17 protein-coding genes and 1 rRNA gene are annotated in these 17,650 nt (G+C 67.4%); 14 read left to right on the top strand and 4 right to left on the bottom strand.

Annotated features, from left to right (window positions below):
• Positions 1-126: 126 nt before the first annotated feature.
• From rrf to aroQ, 7 genes are all read left to right on the top strand, one after another.
• Positions 127-242, top strand: a 5S ribosomal RNA gene (rrf, locus tag GRB96_RS03345).
• A gap of 216 nt (positions 243-458) precedes the next feature.
• Entirely contained in the window at positions 459-1,160 is a 702-nt protein-coding gene (gene trmB / locus GRB96_RS03350; protein ID WP_161430496.1) for a tRNA (guanine(46)-N(7))-methyltransferase TrmB, read from the top strand.
• A complete protein-coding gene (locus GRB96_RS03355; protein ID WP_205743475.1) occupies positions 1,157-1,489 on the top strand; it encodes a DMT family transporter in 333 nt (110 codons plus the stop codon). Before trmB ends, GRB96_RS03355 begins: the two co-directional genes overlap by 4 nt.
• A gap of 40 nt (positions 1,490-1,529) precedes the next feature.
• Complete coding sequence (gene dacB, locus GRB96_RS03360) at positions 1,530-2,969, top strand: D-alanyl-D-alanine carboxypeptidase/D-alanyl-D-alanine endopeptidase (protein ID WP_161430500.1); 1,440 nt, start codon at positions 1,530-1,532, stop codon at positions 2,967-2,969.
• 31 nt (positions 2,970-3,000) lie between these two features.
• A complete protein-coding gene (locus GRB96_RS03365; RefSeq protein WP_161430502.1) occupies positions 3,001-3,372 on the top strand; it encodes a diacylglycerol kinase in 372 nt (123 codons plus the stop codon).
• Positions 3,373-3,451: 79 nt separating this feature from the next.
• On the top strand, positions 3,452-6,451 hold the full coding sequence (gene glnE / locus GRB96_RS03370; protein WP_161430505.1) for a bifunctional [glutamate--ammonia ligase]-adenylyl-L-tyrosine phosphorylase/[glutamate--ammonia-ligase] adenylyltransferase: 3,000 nt from the start codon (positions 3,452-3,454) through the stop codon (positions 6,449-6,451).
• 22 nt (positions 6,452-6,473) lie between these two features.
• Positions 6,474-6,911, top strand: a complete 438-nt coding sequence (gene aroQ, locus GRB96_RS03375; protein WP_161430507.1) for a type II 3-dehydroquinate dehydratase — start codon at positions 6,474-6,476, stop codon at positions 6,909-6,911.
• On the opposite strand, the gene GRB96_RS03380 is transcribed toward aroQ, so the two are convergent.
• Together GRB96_RS03380 and GRB96_RS03385 are read right to left on the bottom strand one after the other, a co-directional pair.
• On the bottom strand, positions 6,908-7,855 hold the full coding sequence (locus GRB96_RS03380) for an AEC family transporter (protein WP_161430509.1): 948 nt from the start codon (positions 7,853-7,855) through the stop codon (positions 6,908-6,910). The two genes, aroQ and GRB96_RS03380, sit on opposite strands and share 4 nt — an antisense overlap.
• Positions 7,856-7,873: 18 nt before the next feature.
• Positions 7,874-8,659: an IclR family transcriptional regulator domain-containing protein gene (locus GRB96_RS03385; RefSeq protein WP_161430511.1), complete on the bottom strand. Its 786-nt coding sequence runs from the start codon at positions 8,657-8,659 to the stop codon at positions 7,874-7,876.
• Positions 8,660-8,798: 139 nt separating this feature from the next.
• Here GRB96_RS03385 and GRB96_RS03390 point away from each other — a divergent pair, with 139 nt between their 5' ends.
• The gene (locus GRB96_RS03390; RefSeq protein ID WP_161430512.1) at positions 8,799-9,575 is read left to right on the top strand and encodes a lyase family protein; all 777 of its coding nucleotides are present in this window, start codon (positions 8,799-8,801) and stop codon (positions 9,573-9,575) included.
• Positions 9,576-9,629: 54 nt separating this feature from the next.
• Here the strand turns inward: GRB96_RS03390 and GRB96_RS03395 are convergent, their stop codons facing one another.
• Positions 9,630-10,058, bottom strand: coding sequence for a hypothetical protein (locus tag GRB96_RS03395; protein ID WP_161430514.1), 429 nt, complete (start codon positions 10,056-10,058; stop codon positions 9,630-9,632).
• Positions 10,059-10,142: 84 nt separating this feature from the next.
• Positions 10,143-11,138 carry an LLM class flavin-dependent oxidoreductase gene (locus GRB96_RS03400; protein ID WP_161430516.1) on the bottom strand — a complete coding sequence of 332 codons (996 nt, stop codon included), beginning with the start codon at positions 11,136-11,138 and terminating at the stop codon, positions 10,143-10,145.
• Between the two features lie 244 nt (positions 11,139-11,382).
• Between GRB96_RS03400 and GRB96_RS03405 the strand changes: the two genes are divergently transcribed.
• From GRB96_RS03405 to GRB96_RS03425, 6 genes are all read left to right on the top strand, one after another.
• Positions 11,383-13,017: a BCCT family transporter gene (locus GRB96_RS03405; RefSeq protein ID WP_161430518.1), complete on the top strand. Its 1,635-nt coding sequence runs from the start codon at positions 11,383-11,385 to the stop codon at positions 13,015-13,017.
• A 65-nt stretch (positions 13,018-13,082) separates the two neighbouring features.
• Positions 13,083-13,256, top strand: coding sequence for a hypothetical protein (locus GRB96_RS15520; protein WP_170293766.1), 174 nt, complete (start codon positions 13,083-13,085; stop codon positions 13,254-13,256).
• Between the two features lie 65 nt (positions 13,257-13,321).
• The gene (locus GRB96_RS03410) at positions 13,322-14,683 is read left to right on the top strand and encodes an MFS transporter (protein WP_161430520.1); all 1,362 of its coding nucleotides are present in this window, start codon (positions 13,322-13,324) and stop codon (positions 14,681-14,683) included.
• A 74-nt stretch (positions 14,684-14,757) separates the two neighbouring features.
• Complete coding sequence (locus tag GRB96_RS03415; RefSeq protein WP_161430522.1) at positions 14,758-15,918, top strand: phage tail sheath family protein; 1,161 nt, start codon at positions 14,758-14,760, stop codon at positions 15,916-15,918.
• A gap of 22 nt (positions 15,919-15,940) precedes the next feature.
• Positions 15,941-16,462, top strand: coding sequence for a retropepsin-like aspartic protease family protein (locus GRB96_RS03420; protein WP_161430524.1), 522 nt, complete (start codon positions 15,941-15,943; stop codon positions 16,460-16,462).
• A 64-nt stretch (positions 16,463-16,526) separates the two neighbouring features.
• Positions 16,527-17,636, top strand: a complete 1,110-nt coding sequence (locus GRB96_RS03425; RefSeq protein WP_161430526.1) for an NAD(P)H-dependent flavin oxidoreductase — start codon at positions 16,527-16,529, stop codon at positions 17,634-17,636.
• Positions 17,637-17,650: the final 14 nt, after the last annotated feature.

Below are 17,650 nucleotides of genomic sequence, written 5' to 3' on the forward strand. Positions count from 1 at the left end.
GGCGTTGAGCTAACCGGTACTAATGGCCCGTGAGGCTTGACCATATAACACCCAAGGGGTCTGTGATGACCCACGACGCCGGATACGCAAGAGACGTGTCGTGTCAGCATGAATCACCGTTTTTCGCCTGACGACCATAGCGAGCGTGAACCACCTGATCCCATGCCGAACTCAGCAGTGAAACCGCTCAGCGCCGATGGTAGTGTGGGGTCTCCCCATGTGAGAGTAGGTCATCGTCAGGCACTTATTCAGAAACCCCAGCCCATGGCTGGGGTTTCGTCGTTCCAGGGGTCTCCCCATGGAGAGTAGCGGAGCGCCGCCCGGATCATCGTCAGGCACTTATTGAGAAAAGCCCCGAGCATCGTGAGATGGTCGGGGCTTTTTGCGTTCGGGGTGTCATGCGGCGGCCTGGTGGGGCTGGTAGAATCAGCGCTCGTTTCACGTCGCAGCAGGTCGTCATGCAAGCCACTTCTCGCCGCATCGTCACCAACCAGGCGGGTCCGCACCAGGGGCTCGAGGCGCGCGTGGCGCGGGCCCTGCAGCACCCGTGGCGCAAGCCGGTCGCCGAGCACACCCATGAGGCCTTCGCCTCCGCTGCGCGCTGGCGAGAGGCGCGCAGCGACATGCCGCTGATCCTGGATGCCGGCTGCGGAGTGGGCATTTCCACTCGCCGGCTGGCGGAGGCCTTTCCCGACCATGCGGTGATCGGCGTCGATCGCAGCGACAGTCGGCTGACTCGGGAGCACGGTCCACTGCCCGACAATGCGCTGCTGGTACGCGCCGATCTGGTGGATTTCTGGCGACTCGCCTTCCGGGCAGGCTGGCGGCCGGCTCGTCACTACCTGCTCTATCCGAATCCCTATCCCAAGGCGTCGCTTCTCAAGCTGCGCTGGCATGGCCACCCGGTGTTGCCCTTCATCCTGGCTCTGGGCGGTCGCCTGGAGCTGCGCTCGAACTGGCGGCTCTATCTGGAGGAGTTCTGCCTGGCGCTGCAGCAGGCCACCGGGGTGGAGGCGGCCGTGGAGCCTCACATTCCCGGCGAGACTTACCTGACGCCCTTCGAGAGGAAGTACCACGTCAGCGGTCAGCCGCTGTGGCGGCTGGTGGCCGAGCTTTCGCCCGATCCCGCACTGGTTCCCGCAGAGCAAGGAGAGCATTGATGGCATTCGTCTACCTGGCCCTGGCGATCGTCGCCGAGGTGGTGGGTACCACCGCCCTGAAGGCCTCGGAGGGCTTCACCAAGCTGTGGCCGAGCGTGACCGTGGTGGTGGGTTATGCTCTGGCCTTCTATCTGTTGGCTCTGGTGTTACGCACCATCCCGGTGGGCATCGCCTATGCGATCTGGGCGGGCCTCGGCATCGTGCTGGTGACCGTGGCGGGCGTCGTGCTCTATGGCGAGAAGCCGGACCTGCCGGCACTCCTGGGGATCGCCATGATCATCGGTGGCGTTGCAGTGATTCAGCTGTTCTCTTCCGTCTCGGCCCACTGACGCCCACGACACAACACAACCTCCTTGAACGAGCCCTGCCATGCGCCGCCTTTTTCGCCTTGCTGCCCTCATCCTGCCGCTGACTCTCGCCATGCCCGTACAGGCAGCCGGCTTCGATAGCGTCTCTAGTCTGACCGACAAGGGGTTTCATCTCAGTGCCGAGGCGCGGCTGCTGGATGATGATAGCGTCCTGGCGGCCATCGAGCCGGAGCGACAGCTATCCCCCGCCTCGGTGAGCAAGAGCTACCTGGCCGCGGCGGCTCTTGATCGCTGGGGCCCGCAGCACCGTTTCACCACGCGGCTGGTCAGCGAGGCGCGTCCGGATGCCGAGGGTGTCCTGCATGGCGACCTGATCCTCGATGGCGGTGGCGAACCGGCGTTGACCACCGAAGATCTGTGGCGCCTGGTGCAGCGGCTGTACCAGGCGGGGGTGCGTGAGGTGAGCGGCAGGCTGCTGGTCAGCCAGTGGCGCTTCGGGCCGGTGGAGTGCATCACCACCGACCGCTGCGAGGCCCGCGAGCGTACCCGTCACGCCTATAGTGCGCTGCTCTCCTCGGCCGGGGTCAATTATGGCAACTGGTGCGTCAACGTGGCTCCGGCGGAGGCGCCCGGCGAACCGGCGAATGTCATCGGCTGCGATAGCCAGGCGGCCATCCTGGCCATCGACAACCGCGTGGTGACTCGCCCGGACAACAGCGGCACCCAGATCAGCGCCGAGCGCGTGACCCGCGACGGGCGTGACGTGATGCTGCTCAGCGGCCAGATCTCTACCAATGCCCACCCGCGTGATATCTACCGGGCCAGCTCCGATCCTGCCGACCAGATGGCGTTGACGCTGCTGGCGATGCTCGACCAGTCGGGGATCACTGTCACCGACGGGGCGGATACCACCCAGGCGTCTCCGCCACCCGCTGCGGCAACACTGGCCGCCGTGGATGGCAAGCCGCTGCAGGAGCTGCTGCTGCGCGCCATGCACTACTCCAACAACTACATGGCCGACATGCTGACCCTGAACCTGGTGGAGACGCCCCGCGCCGACCTGCGCTCAGGCGGAGCCGCCATCGAGGCCTTCGTGGCCGGCATCCCGGACCACGGGCCGGTGACCCTGCTCAGCGGCAGTGGACTGACACCGGAGAACCGCACCTCGGCCCGCGGTGCCAATGCGCTGCTGGATAGCCTCTACCACCGTCCCTCCCTGTTCCCCAGTTTCGCGGCGACCCTGCAGTCCCCGGCCAATGGCGTCATGCGCTTCATCCGGCGAGGCTCCGATACCTTCCAGCGCCATGTGATGCTCAAGACCGGCACCCTCAACCAGCCGGTGACGGTGCGTGCCGTGAGCGGCTACTTCCGCACCGCCAGCGGGCGCTGGGGGGCCTTCAGCGTGCTGGTCAACGGCACGGGCAGCACCCCCTACCTGAGCTGGCCGGAGGTGCTGGATCCCCTGGCGCTGGACCTCGAGCAGATGATCGACAACCATTGAGCGGCCTGGCCAATACTCCAAGGAATCGACGATGAAACCCGGACATACCGGCTGGCGTCACCTCGTGCACTCCACCCGTTACTCGCTGAAGGGGCTGAAGGCCGCCTGGCGCCACGAGTCGGCGTTTCGACAGGAGCTGACCCTCTGCCTGCTGCTGCTGCCGCTGGTCTGGTGGGTCGGCGATGGGCCGGTGGAGTGGATCCTGCTGCTCGGCAGCTGCGCGATCGTGCTGATCGTGGAGCTGCTCAACAGCGCCATCGAGAGTGTCGTGGACCGTATCGGTCCCGAACGTCACGAGCTCTCCGGGCGCGCCAAGGACCTCGGCTCCGCCGCCGTCATGTTGTCGCTGTTGCTGGCCGGCCTGACCTGGCTGTTGCTGCTGGGACAGAAATTCTTCGGCTGATACGCCGTCATGGCGGATGCCAGCAGGGGCCCCGCTTCGCTATGCTGGGGGTATTCGCCAATTCGGATGCGAGACGCCCATGCCCCTGCCCGATGACTTTCTGCCGCTGATCGATATTCCAGAGCCCCTCAAGGCGCCGCTGGAGCGAACCCGGGTGCGGTTGGCCGAGGCGCTGGGCCAGGCCGAGAACCTGGCGGAGATGACCGACCGTGACTCTCCGCTGGAAGACTGGCTGGGCCTCGCCGAGCCGCGTCGTGAGCAGCTGGCCCGGGTCCTGGCGGTATCGGACTTCGTGACCGAGACGCTGGTGCGCTATCCCGACTGGCTCCTGCACCTGGACGCCAATGGTGAGCTGGATGCCGTGCCGGATGCCGAGGTCATGCGCGGCTGGCTCGATGAACGCCTCGAGGAGGCCGAGGACGAGGCGGCCATGCACGCCGCCATCCGTCGCTTCCGACGGGCGCGCATGGTCGGCATCGTGTGGCGTGATCTGACTCGCCCGGAAGGCATCGACATGTGGGCCACCTCGGCGGCGGTATCGCGGCTGGCCGAGACCTGCCTGGAGGCGGCACTGGCCTGGCTGGAACGCTTCCTCGAGCCGCGCTGGGGGCGCCCCGCGCCGCGTCGCGATGGCAGCGAGCAGCGCCTGGTGGTGCTGGGCATGGGCAAGCTCGGCGCCGGTGAGCTCAACCTCTCCTCGGATATCGATCTGATCTTCGCCTTCCCCGAGAACGGCGAGACCGAGGGTGGCCGCAAGTCCCTCGAGCACCAGGAGTACTTCACCAAGCTGGGGCAGCGGTTGATCGGTGCCCTGGATGCGGTCACCGCCGACGGCTTCGCGTTCCGCGTCGACATGCGCCTGCGCCCGCTTGGCGACGGCGGCCCGCTGGTCGGCAGCTTCAACTCGCTCTCGGGCTACTATCAGGATCAGGGGCGCGAGTGGGAGCGCTACGCCATGCTCAAGGCGCGCCCGGTGGCCGGCGACCTGGATGCCGGCGCCGAGCTGCTCGCCGGGCTGCGCCCCTTCGTCTATCGCAAGTACCTCGACTTCGGTGCCATCGAGTCGCTGCGCGAGCTCAAGGGCATGATCAACCGCGAGGTGCGTCGCAAGGGCATGGAGGGCAATATCAAGCTCGGTCCCGGTGGTATCCGCGAGGTGGAGTTCGTGGTCCAGGCCTTCCAGCTGATCCGCGGGGGGCGCGATACCGAGCTGCAGGTGACTTCCCTGAAGAGCGCCCTGGAGCGCCTGCCCGAACTCGGCCTGCTGCCCGCCGAAGTGGTCGATGAGCTGCTCCCCGACTACGTCTTCCTGCGCGACCTGGAGCACGCCCTGCAGGCCCTGGAGGACCGCCAGACCCAGAGCCTGCCCGCTGACGAGCTTGACCGTGAACGGGTCGCCCTGGCACTGGACATGGAGGACTGGCCGGCCCTGATGGCCTGCCTCGACGAGGCCCGCACCCGCGTACGCCGCCACTTCGACGCGGTGATCGCCGAGCCCGAGGAGGAGGTGGAGGAGGTCGCCGAGGCAACCGCCGGGGGTATTCCCCTGGAGCAGTGGCGGGCGCTGTGGCGCGGCGAGCTCGACGAGGAGGAGGGGACGGCGCTGCTGGAGGAGGCCGGCTTCGCCGATCCCGCCGCCGCGGCGCGTCGGTTGGCTACGCTCTATCACTCCCGGCAGGTACAGGGCATGCAGCGCATCGGCTTCGAGCGGCTGGAGGCCCTGCTGCCGCTGCTGCTGGATGCCGTCGCGGCCAGCGACACCCCGGATACCGCCCTGGAGCGAGTGCTGCCGCTGATCGAGTCGGTACTGCGGCGTACCGCCTACCTGGCCTTGCTGCGCGAGAATCCCGACGCCCTTGGCCACCTGATGACGCTTTGTGCGGCGAGCCCATGGATCGCCGAACACATCGCGCGCTACCCGATCCTGCTCGATGAACTGCTCACCCCCGAGACCCTCTACACTCCCGCCGACAAGTCGCGACTCGCCGATGAGCTGCGCCAGGCCCTGGCGCGGATCCCCGAGGAGGACGAGGAGGCCCAGCTCGAGGCCCTGCGGGTCTTCAAGCACGCCCAGACGCTGCACGTGGCCGCCTCGGATATCGCCGGCACCCGCCACCTGATGAAGGTGAGCGACTATCTCACCTATATCGCCGAGGTGATCCTCGAGGCTGTGCTGGCCATGGCCTGGAAGCACCTGACCCGCAAGCACGGCTTCCCCGAACTGGCCGACGGCGGACGCGCCGACCGTGAACCCGCCTTCCTGATCGTCGGCTACGGCAAGCTGGGGGGCATCGAGCTGGGCTACGGCTCCGACCTGGACCTGGTGTTCATCCACGATGGCGCCACCCAGGGCGAGACCGATGGCAAGCGGGTGCTGGACAACGGCGTCTTCTATACCCGCCTGGGGCAGCGCATCATCCACCTGCTCACCGCGGTGACGCCGGCCGGCACCCTCTATGACGTGGACATGCGACTGCGTCCCTCGGGCAACTCCGGGCTGCTGGTCACCTCGCTCAGTGCCTATGCCGACTATCAGCGCCGCGAGGCCTGGACCTGGGAGCACCAGGCGCTGGTGAGGGCCCGGGTGGTGGCGGGGCATCCGCGGCTGGCCCAGGGCTTCGCTGACGTGCGTCGCGAGATCCTCGGCCGTGAGCGCGATGTCGAGGCACTGCGCGAGGAGGTGGTGAAGATGCGCCAAAAGATGCGCGACCACCTGGCTGGCAAGAGCGGGGAGGGGGAGTTCGATCTCAAGCACGACCCCGGCGGCATGGTGGACCTCGAGTTCCTCTGCCAGTATGCCGTGCTGGCCATGGGCCACGAGACCCCGGAGCTGCTGGCCTTCAGCGACAACATGCGCATCCTCGAGACCCTGGAAACCACCGAGCGGCTGCCGGCCCGGGAGTGCCAGCGCCTGCGCGAGGCCTACCTGGCCCTGCGCAGCGCCGCCCACCGCGCCTCGCTCACCCGCGAGCCGGCCCTCGGCCGCAACGAGGCCTTCCAGGAGCATCGCCGGGTGGTCATCGAGGCCTGGCAGCGGCTGCTGGAACCGGCGGAACAGGACGTAAATCCCAAGGATTGATCAAAAAGGAATCTTGCATCGCATGAACAAGGTACTGGTACTCCACGGCCCCAACCTCAACCTGCTGGGTACCCGCCAGCCGGAGATCTACGGCCACGAGACCCTGGAAGACGTCAACAACAGCCTGTACGAGCAGGCAGCGCTGGGGGGCTGGGAGATCACCTGCCGCCAGAGCAACCATGAGGGCGAGCTGATCGACCTTATCCAGGCGGCGCGCCTCGACGGTACCGCGGCGATAATCATCAATCCGGCGGCCTTCACCCACACCTCGGTGGCGATCCTCGATGCCCTCAACGCCTTCGAGGGCCGCGTCATCGAGGTACACCTCTCCAACGTGCACAAGCGCGAGAGCTTCCGCCACCACTCCTACGTCTCGCTGCGTGCCGACGGGGTGATCGCCGGCCTCGGCAGCCAGGGCTATCGTGCCGCCCTGGAGGCGGTGATGCAGGCGGCCGCCTAGAGAGGCAGCAGGCCGAACAGGGTCAGCAGCCAGATCATCAGGCTGATGGTGAGGAAGGAGGCCAGGGTGCCGACCATCAGTGCCGCGGCGCTGGTGTCGCCCTGGCCGAACTGCTTGCCGAACAGCGGGTAGACGCTGATCATCGGCGCGCAGGCGAACAGCAGGCCGGCGGCGATCATGAGTGGATCCGCATCGGGCAGCAGCAGGAAGAAGGCCAGTACCGCCAGGGGGTGAAGCAGCAGCTTGCCGATCACGACCTGCCCCATGTCGGCCGCCATGCCGCGTACCTTGAGGCCATGCAGCATGCCGCCGATGGTGAACAGTGCGGCCGGCCCGGCGGCCTCGGCAAGCATGTCGACGGACTGGCTCACTGGGCCAGGCAGTTGCCAGCCGGTCAGGGCCAGGGTCACGCCGATCAGCAGGCCGATCAGCACCGGGTTGCGCGAGAGCCTGGCGAGTGTCTTGCGGACGACCCGGGAAAACCCACCGCCATTGTGACGACTGGCCTCGGCCAGGGTGAGCGCCACGGGGATGATCAGCATGGTCTCCACCACCATGTTCAGCGCCATGAAGATCGCCGCCGGTGCGCCGATGACCATCACCGCCACCGGATAGCCGATAAAGCCGCTGTTGGCCGCCGACATGCCCAGGGCATGGATGGCCGCGGCATCCAGTGAATGACCGCGCCAGCGCGACAGGGTCAGTCCCACGGCGAATACCAGAACCGAGCCCAGCCCATAGGCCAGCAGGTAGCCGACATTCAGGGCTTCCTCGAGCGGGGTGGCGGTCAGGGCGCGGATCAGCAGCGAGGGCAGGGCGAAGTACATCACGAAGGTCGCGATGCCTTGCATGTTGTCGCGACTCACCAACCCGGAAAACGCCGCCAGGAAGCCGGCACCGATCAGCAGGAAGATCGGCAGCGTGATCGTCAGTATCTCCAGCACGAGGCTTTCCTTGGCATATCAGCTGATGGTGGTGCGAATGTCGCGTGCCTTCTGCTGCAGCAGCGGCAGGTACTCCTGCATCAGGGTATCGTGATCGATCCGGGCGGCATTGGTGCTGATATTGATGGCACCCAGCAGGTGACCGTTGGCATCGAAGGCGGGTACCGCGATGGAACGCAGGCCGGAGTCGAGCTCCTGGTCGGCGATGGCATAGCCCTGGCGACGAACCTCGAGGATGCAGGCCTTCAGCTCGTCCTTGTCGGTGATGGTCTTGTCGGTATGTCTCTGCAGCACCGCATGCTCCAGCCAGGCGTCCAGCTTTTCATCCGGCAGCTGGGCCAGCAGTACCCGGCCCATGGAAGTATGCGCCGCGGGCAGGCGGGTACCCACCGACAGGGTGATGGCCATCAGCCGGTGGCGTGAGGAGGAGCGGGCCACGTAGGTCACCTCCTCGCCGTCGAGCACGCCCAGCGAGGAGGACTCGCCGCACTGCCGGGTGATATCTTCCAGAACCTGCTGGATCACGCTGCGGTAGTTGTTGCTGGACAGGAAGGCATAGCCGAGCTGCAGCACCTTGGGGGCCAGCTCGAAGACGCGCTGCTGCTTGCGCACATAGCCCAGGGCATGGAGGGTCAGCAGGAAGCGCCGGGCGCGGGCCCGGTTCATGCCGGTGCGTGCGGCGACCTCGCTGAGCGTCATCCGCGGATGCGCCTCGTCGAAGGCCAGGATCACCTCCAGCCCGCTGGCCAGGGCGGTGACGAAGTCACGATCATCGGGACTGAGAACCTCTTCCTCGGGTGTCATCGGCGTTCCATCAAGGGCTTGCTGAGTTGCTCATGGTGTGTCTCCAATCTAGCATAGCGTTCGAATCGCGAACACTTGTACGGTATTGGGCTTTCGTCGGTTGGCCCAGCTCTCAGCCCCCTGAAACCGGGAGATCACCATGCCTGCCTCCTTGCTGCAGCACCCCTTCATGAGCCAGTCGGCACTCGCCGAGACCGATTCAGAGAGTATGGTCCAGGCCATGCTGACCTTCGAGCTGGGCCTGGCGGAGGTTCAGGAGGCGCGCGGTGCCGTGCCCGCCGGGGCCAGTCGTCAGATGCGCGATATCCTCGCCGCGCACGCCTTCGATGTGGAGGCCATCGCCGCGGGCATCGCCAGCGGCGGTAACGCGGCGATCCCCTTCGTCAAGCAGGGGCGGGCGGCATTGCCCGATGAGCTCAAGCGCTACTTCCACCAGGGTGCCACCAGCCAGGACGTGGTGGACTCGGCGCTGATGCTGCTTTTGAAACCGCGCCTGGCGGCACTGGATCTCCTGCTGGTGCGTTGCCGCATCGCCGCCATCACGCTGATGGAGGCCCATGCCGGCACGGCGATGGTGGGGCGCACGCTGATGCAGCAGGCGCTGCCCATCACCTTCGGTGTCAAGGTGGCCCACTGGGCCATCGGCCTGGAGCAGGCCCGGCGGCGCCTGGCCGGCGTCGAGTTGCCTGTGCAGTTCGGCGGTGCCGTGGGGGTGCACTCCGGCTGGGAAGTCCACGGGGTCGATCCCATGACACCCCTGGTTGTCGGCAATGGTGTGAAGCGTGATCTCGAGCGGGTTTGCAGTCTATGCCCCCACAAGACGCGCTGCGCCCGGGTGCTCGCGGATGGGCCGGAGCCCGAGGCCTGCGACTTCTGTCCCAATGCCGGTACTTTGGAGGCGTTGGGCAGCCATTGAGTTTGCAAGGTTTCATCTACCCTGAAGGCCCGCCGTGTTGGCGGGCCTTTTCGTTCAGGTGCGGTCGGGATCCTTGTGCTCTCCTTCCCGGGACTCACCGCTCTTGACTTCATAATCCCCCTCCAGTACCTGCTGCTCGCGATGGCTGCCGCTGGAGGTGTGCGTCTCCCGATAACGGGTTTCCTGATAGTGGAAGCTGCCGCCGTCCACGTCCTCGGCCTGTTCGGCGCGCATCTGTTCCATGCGCTTCTTCAGCCGGTGGCGCAGCAGCGGCATCAGTGCCCAGCCCAGTAGCAGGAAGATCAGGCCGAACACCATGGCCACGATCATCAGGGTGCTGAACAGCAGCCAGGCGAGCAGCATCTTGAGGCTGTCGAGCAGGCCGCCACCCTGACTCTGGCGGGCGCGCTGCTGCCATGCCTGGGCGGCGCGCCAGGCGGGATTCTGGCGGGGGTCGCGGTGGGGACCTTGGGAATCGGGCATCTGACTCTCCTGAGGGGCGGCGTCGGTGCGCCGCGAAATGTGCTGCCTCTTGGAAGGCCAGAAGGCAGGTTCGTTCCTTTCAGGCTAGCCCTTCCACACCTCGGCCACGATCTCGTAGCTTCTCAGGCGGTCCTCCAGGGCATAGACGTCGGTATTGAGCATCAGCTCGTCGGCGCCGGTCTGCTCGAGGAAGCTCTCCAACCCCTGGCGCACGGTCTCGGGGCCGCCGACGATGGCGGCACCGAGGAACTGCTGCAGCTGCGCCTCCTCCATGGGCGTCATCTCCAGGTGCTCCACCGGCGGTCTGGCGCAGGTGCGCCGGCCGCGGATCATGCCCAGGAACTTCTGCTGAGAGGTGGTGGCCAGGTACTCGGCGTGGGCGTCGGTCTCGGCGGCGACCACCGGCAGGCCGACCATGGCATGGGGGCGCTCGAGTACCTCGGAGGGGCGGAAGTTGTCGCGGTAGAGGCGCAGCGCCTCGAACAGGTAGCCAGGCGCGAACTGGGCGGCGAAGGCGAAGGGCAGGCCGAGGCGCGCCGCCAGCTGGGCGCTGTAGCCGCTGGAGCCGAGCAGCCAGATCGGCACCTGGGTGCCCTGGCCGGGCACCGCCCGCACCCGCTGGCCGGGCTGTTCGTCGCCGAGGAAGCCCTGCAACTCCTCAAGGCGTTGGGGGAAGTCTTCCACTCCCGCATAGGGGTCGCGGCGCAGCGCCGCCATGGTGGCGCCATCGGAGCCCGGGGCACGGCCCAGGCCCAGGTCGATGCGCCCGGGATAGAGCGTCTCCAGGGTGCCGAACTGTTCGGCGATCACCAGCGGCGGGTGGTTGGGCAGCATGATGCCGCCGCTGCCCACGCGGATGCGCTGGGTGGCCCCGGCCACATGGCCGATAAGCACCGCGGTGGCGGCACTGGCGATGCCCTCGATGCCGTGATGCTCGGCGAGCCAGAAGCGGGTAAAGCCGAGCCGCTCGGTCTGCTGGGCCAGGGCCACGCTCTCCCGGAAGCTGTCGGCGGCGCTGCCACCCTCGCGGATCGGGGCCAGGTCGAGAACGGAAAGGGGAGTATCGGCGAGACGAGACATGACGGCTCCGATTGGGACGGGTGAATAGTTAGCCTGCTGAGAGATGTTGATGGGGGCGTTCCCCGCCGGATGCAATGCCCCTTGCACCGTCTGGCACTATCTCTCGTCTTGCATCTCTCTGTCTCGCCCTCTGCAGTGGTGTGTCAACGTGCGTACAAGTGTGCTGCAGCGCCAATGCCACCTGTCTGGCTTGCTTCAGGCTGGTATCATTCTTGTACAAATTCTGGACAGCAGGAACCATTAGATGGCAGATCATGGAGGCAAGACGGTCTTTACCGTCTCGACGATCATCATACTCGCCCTGGTGGCGGTGGGCGCCGCCTTCCCGGAGGGGTTCGGCAACATTGCCACCACCGCTCTCGGCAGCGTGACCCGAATGTTCGGCTGGTTCTACCTTTTCTCGGTGTTCGGCTTCGTCATCTTCCTGCTGGTGCTGGCCTTCAGCAAGTACGGCAAGATTCGCCTCGGGCCTCAGGACAGCACGCCGAGCTTCAGTTTCTTCTCCTGGATCAGCATGCTGCTGGCCGCGGGCTTCGGCGTGGGGCTGGTGTTCTACGGCATGGCCGAGCCGATGTTTCACTACATCGAGCCACCCTACGGCGACGTGCCTGCGCAGACGGAGGCCTCGGCTCGCTACGCCATCCAGTACAGCTACTTCAACTGGGGCATCCATCAGTGGGCAGCCTTCTCGGTGGTGGGCCTGATCATCGCCTACTTCCAGTTCCGCAAGGGGCAGGCCGGCCTGGTCTCCTCGGTGCTCTCCTCGGTCACCGCCAAGCATCCCGGGGCGCGCCGCTACGCGCCGGCACTGGACATCTTCGCCGTGGTCGCCACGGTGATGGGGGTGGCCACCTCGCTGGGGCTCGGCGTGCTGCAGATGAACGGCGGCCTCAACGCCGTGTTCGGCCTGCCCGAGTCGGTACTGTGGCAGTTCATCATCCTCTTCGTGATGTTCCTGGCCTACATGGCCTCCACCTGGTCGGGCCTGGACAAGGGCATCAAGCGGCTCTCCAACCTCAACATGATCCTCTGCATCGGCCTGATGCTGTGGGTGCTGTTCACCGGTCCGACGCTGGCGATACTGGAGACCATCACCCTGGGGATCGGCGATTACCTGCAGAACTTCATCGGCATGAGCCTGCGCATCTCGCCCTACAGCGACAACACCTGGGCGAGCAGCTGGACGATCTTCTACTGGGCCTGGGTCATCGCCTGGTCGCCCTTCGTGGGCACCTTCGTGGCGCGTGTCTCCCGTGGTCGTACCATCAAGGAGTACGTGTTCGGCGTGCTGGTCGTGCCGCCGCTGCTGGCCTGCCTGTGGATCGGCGTGTTCGGCGGTGCGGCGCTCAACATGGAGCTGGGCGGTGACGTGGGCCTTGCCGCGGCCACCCAGGCCAATATCACCGTGGCGCTGTTCGAGATGTTCGACCTGATGCCCTTCTCGGGGGTGCTCTCGGTGGTGGCGATGATGCTGATCTTCGTCTTCCTGGTGACCTCGGCGGACTCCGCCTCCTATATCGTCGCCCAGATGACCGACAACGGCTCCATCAACCCGCCGCTCTACAAGCGAGTTACCTGGGGCGTGCTGATCGCGGCGATCTGTCTGACGCTGATCGCCGCCGGGGGCCTCTCCGGGCTGCAGGCGGCCTCGGTACTCTCGGCGCTGCCCTTTACCTTCATCCTCTACGGCATGGTGATCGTGCTGGTGCGCGAGCTGCGCGCCGATCGCCGCGCGATGCTCACCCAGCTCTATCGCCGCCATGGCGAGACCCCGGTGGGTGCCGATGCCTTCGAGGCGGATCAGCTGGCCGAGGAGGAGCGGCTGCGCCGGGCTCCCAGCGTGGTCAATCGGCGTATCAATCGTCGCGACGGCATCTAGGCGCTGGCCCGACGGCGGCGGAGGTCGTAAGCTTTGGGGATAAATGGTGAAATCGGACTTCCGCCATGTCTCTCTTTCCCATCGCAGGTGACCGTCGCCGTCGGGGGGCTACCCGACGGCGCGTGCCCGCTGCCCGCGGCGCCCGCTTCGATCGCTGGCTCGATCGCCTGGTGGATGCCGCCGTGATCATCGCCTTGCTGGTGGGAGGCATCGCCCTGGTGCTCACGCTGCTGCGCTAGCGTCATCTCGCTCGATCGGGGGCGGGCTGCTATGGTGAGGGGCCGCTATCCACAGGGACGTTGCGATGAGCTCGACCGACAGCCTGCTGCCCGCCAGGAGCCGTGCCTCGCGCCGCGAGATCGTCGGCTGGGCGATGTTCGATTTCGCCAACCAGGCCTATACCCTGCTGATCATCACCGTAGTGTTCGGCGAGCTGTTCACCACGGTGATCGTCGGCGAGCGCGGCGGCGACTACCGGCTGGCCAACTTCCTGTGGAGCCTGGCGCTGGCGGTGAGCTACCTGCTGGTGGTTGTCACCGGCCCGCTGTGCGGGGCGGTGATGGACTATCGGGCGGAGAAGAAGCGCTTCCTGTTCGCCAGCTACCTGGCCACCGTGGCCGCCACCGCCATGCTCTATTTTGTGGCGCCGGGCTATGTGGTGCTCGGCCTGCTGCTGATCGTGGTCTCCAACTACGCCTACTCCATGGGCGAGTCCTTCATCGCCGCCTTCCTGCCCGACCTCGGGCCGCCGGAGGACCTGGGCAAGATCTCCGGCTTCGGCTGGGCTCTGGGTTACGTCGGCGGGCTCTTCGCCGCGGGCTTCACCCTGGTGGTGCTGGGCGAGGCCACGGCGGAGAACTTCGAACGAATCCGCTGGGTGGGGCCCTTCGCCGCCGGCTTCTTCCTGATCACCGCCATCCCCACCTTCCTGTGGGTGAAGGAACGCGGCACGCCCCAGCCGGCCGGCAAGCCCTATCGCGAGATCGCCATCGAGCGTGTCTCGACGACCCTCCATGAGCTCAAGCGCTTCCGTGACCTGGCCACCTTCCTGGTGTCGCTGCTGTTCTCCATGGCCGGGGTCTACATCATCATCGCCTTCGCCTTCATCTACGGCGCCCAGGTGATCGGCTGGGACGAGCCGATCCGCAACCTGATGTTCATCATCGTGCAGATCACCGCGGCGGCAGGGGCGCTGGGCTTCGGCTTCATCCAGGACCGCATCGGCACCAAGCTTACCTACCAGTTCACCCTGGTGCTGTGGGTGGCGGCGATCCTTGCTATCTGGGCCACCCCGGAGGTCACCACGCTGCTCAATGCACGCTTCGGCCTCGACTGGGAGGCCCAGCACCTGTTCCTCTTCGTCGGCTGCCTGGCGGGGCTCTCGCTGGGCTCCAGCCAGTCTGCCAGCCGTGCCCTGGTCGGGCTCTTCTCGCCGACACGCAAGGCCGCCGAATTCTTCGGCTTCTGGGGACTGGCCAACAAGCTTGCCGGGGTGTTCGGCATCATTGCCCTGGGGCTGCTGCAGACGGTGGTGGGGCTGCAGGCCTCGATCCTGCTCTGTGCGGCGCTGTTCATCGTCGCCATGCTGATCTGCCTGTTCGTCGACCAGGCCCGCGGCCAGCGCGCCGCCGCGGCCTGGGAGGCGCGCAACGGCCGCGTCATCTGAGCTCGCCAAGTCCTCACGGTTGGGCGATGCTCACTACATGGATGATGCCGCCGAGTGCGGCGAGGATGACGCAGATGCCTGACGCCTACCCACCCGGCCGTCATGTGAGCCAGATGCCGCTGCGGCTGCGCACCATCGAGCCAGTCGCCACCGGTCGTACCGCCTTCCTCGGTCGTTGGGAGGGTGACGTCGAGCGTCCTCCGCAGACGCTGCGGGGTTACTCGGCTCTCGCTGCATGGCTTGCGGATGTGCCCCCGTCGGTGGCGGCCGCTGAGCTGTGCGCCTCGCTACGCCTGTTCTTCGACAATGGCGGTCAGGAGGCGTGCGCCCTGCCGCTGGGCAGCGCCTCCCGCCCGCCCACCCATGCCGACTACCTGGCGGCCCTGGCCTCCATCGAGGCGCCGGGCAGTGTCTCGACCCTCTGTCTGCCCGGACAGACCTGGGTGGCCCCCGGCAACCCGGTGGTCCAGGCGGCCATCGACCAGGCGGAGCGCCTCGGCGATCGCATGGTACTGGTCGATCCCCCCGTCAGTCTGGCGCTCACCGATGCCGCGGGCGTGGCGGCGCTGGAGCTGCCGGCTTCGCCATATGCGGCCTGCTACTATCCCTGGGTGGAGGTGGCCGATCCTCGGGCGACCGCAGGGGCCTCGGCCCCACGCCTGTCACTGCCGCCCAGCGGCGCCATGGCCGGCCTCTGGGCGCGCAGCGATGCCAGCCGCGGTGTCTGGAAGGCGCCCGCCGGCCTGGAGGCCCGGGTCAGGGGGATCACGGGCCTGGTGCATCCGGTCACCCGCGTCAATCTCCAGGTGCTCAACCCCCGCGGAGTGAATGCCATCGTCGACTTCCCGGGACGCGCCTGCCTGGCCTGGGGAGCGCGCACCCTGGCTCCGCCCGACGACCACGAGCGGCGCTACCTGCCGGTGCAGCGCCTGGCGCTGTTCCTGCGCGAGAGCCTGCGCCAGGGGCTCGCCTGGGTCGCGGGGTCCGCCAACGACGCCGCCCTGTGGGCCTCGCTGCGCCTCTCGGTGGCGACCTTCCTGGATGGCCTCCACCGGGCTGGTGCCCTCCAGGGTGCCTCGCCCCGCCAGGCTTACTTCGTGCGCTGCGGTCTCGGCGATACCATGACGCCCGACGACCTGGCGCGGCATCGGGTCGTGATCCAGCTAGGGGTGGCCGTGATGAAGCCGGAGGAGTTCATGGTGCTGCGCCTGGTGCTGGCGGCCGGACCGGGCTGAGCCGAGAGGAGAGGAGGACGCGATGAGCGATGAGGGCAGGGCGGTGCGACGCACCGGGATCGGCATGATGCTGCTGTTCTGGATGCTGTTCATCGCCGCGGGGACCTGGTGGTTCCACGGCTATGTGGAACGCCAGCGCAATCCCAACAGCCACCTGGTCAGCGCCGTGGCGGAGGGAGCGCCGGTGGTGCTCGAGCGCAATCGCGGCGGCCACTTCGTGGCCACGGGGCGCATCAACGGCGAGCCGGTGGAGTTCCTGGTGGATACCGGCGCCACCTACGTGGCGCTGCCACGGGAGATGGCCGAGCGGCTGGGTCTCGAGCCCTCCGGCAGCGCCTGGTTCAACACCGCCAATGGCCGGGTGCGCGGAGAGCTCACCACCCTCGACGAGGTCAGCCTGGGTGGCCATGTGGCCCGCGATGTGCGCGGCTCCATCAGCGCCGGGCTGGAGGGTGATACCGCCCTGCTGGGCATGAGCTTTCTGGGCCATTTCGATATCCGCATCCGCGACGCACAGATGGTGCTGGAGCCTGCCGACGGCTGAGACACCCGTTTCCTGGAGCAGCCCCGCTGTGCTGGAAGCCCGGCGCTCGCGCCGCACTCCCCCAATGTCGACTTGTCGTGGACGGGGAGGGCAGGCAGGCTCCAGGATCCCTCCGGAGTCCGTCATGAGCCAGTCGCCAGCCCTCCATCAGCGTCTCGGTATCGCGCTGCCCATCCTCCAGGCACCCATGGCCGGTGCCCAGGGCAGTGCCCTGGCCATCGCCGTGGCGCGTGCCGGTGGGCTGGGGGCACTGCCCTGCGCCATGCTCTCCCCGGAAGCCATGGCCGAGGAGTTTGCGGCGTTCCGCGCCGCCACGCCGGCACCCCTCAATGTCAACTTCTTCTGTCACGTCCCGCCCGAGCCGGACCCTGCGGCCCAGGCACGCTGGCACGCGGCCCTCGCCCCCTTCTTCGCCGAGTTCGGCCTGGATATCGATGCCGTGCCGGAGGGCCCGGGGCGACGCCCCTTCGATCGCGAGACGTGTGACGCCCTGGAGCCTTTGCGTCCCGAGGTGGTGAGCTTCCATTTCGGCCTGCCCGAGGCCGCGCTGCTCGAGCGGGTCAAGGCCTGGGGGGCCACGGTGCTGGCCTCGGCGACTACCGTGGCCGAGGCAGAGTGGCTCGAGGCCCGGGGGGCCGATGCGGTGATCGTGCAGGGGCTGGAGGCGGGCGGACACCGCGGCATGTTCCTCGACGGGGAGGTCACCACCCAGGTCGGCACCTTCGCCCTGTTGCCCCAGGTGCGCGAGGCGATCGGTCTGCCGCTGATCGCCGCGGGCGGCATCGCCGATGCCCGCGGTGTGGCGGCCGCCCGGGCGCTGGGTGCCGATGGCGTCCAGGTAGGTACGGCGCTGCTGTGCTGTCCGGAGGCGACGATCTCGGCGATCCATCGCCGAGCGCTGCAGTCCGAGGCGGCACGCCATACCGCGCTGACCAACCTCTACAGCGGTCGGCCGGCCCGGGGTATCGTCACCCGGCTGATGCGCGAGCTGGGCCCCATGGCCGAGGTGGCGCCGGCCTTCCCCCTGGCCACCGCGGCCATCGCCCCGCTGCGCACCGCCGCCGAGGCCAGCGGCAGCGGCGACTTCTCTCCGCTGTGGGCCGGGCAGAACGCCAGCCGCTGTCGCGAGGTGTCCGCCGCCGAGGTGATCGAGTCACTCGCCGCGGGGCTGTGAGTCCGGTGGGCAGG

This window comes from Halomonas alimentaria (assembly GCF_009902005.1).
Classification (GTDB): Bacteria; Pseudomonadota; Gammaproteobacteria; order Pseudomonadales; family Halomonadaceae; genus Halomonas; species Halomonas alimentaria.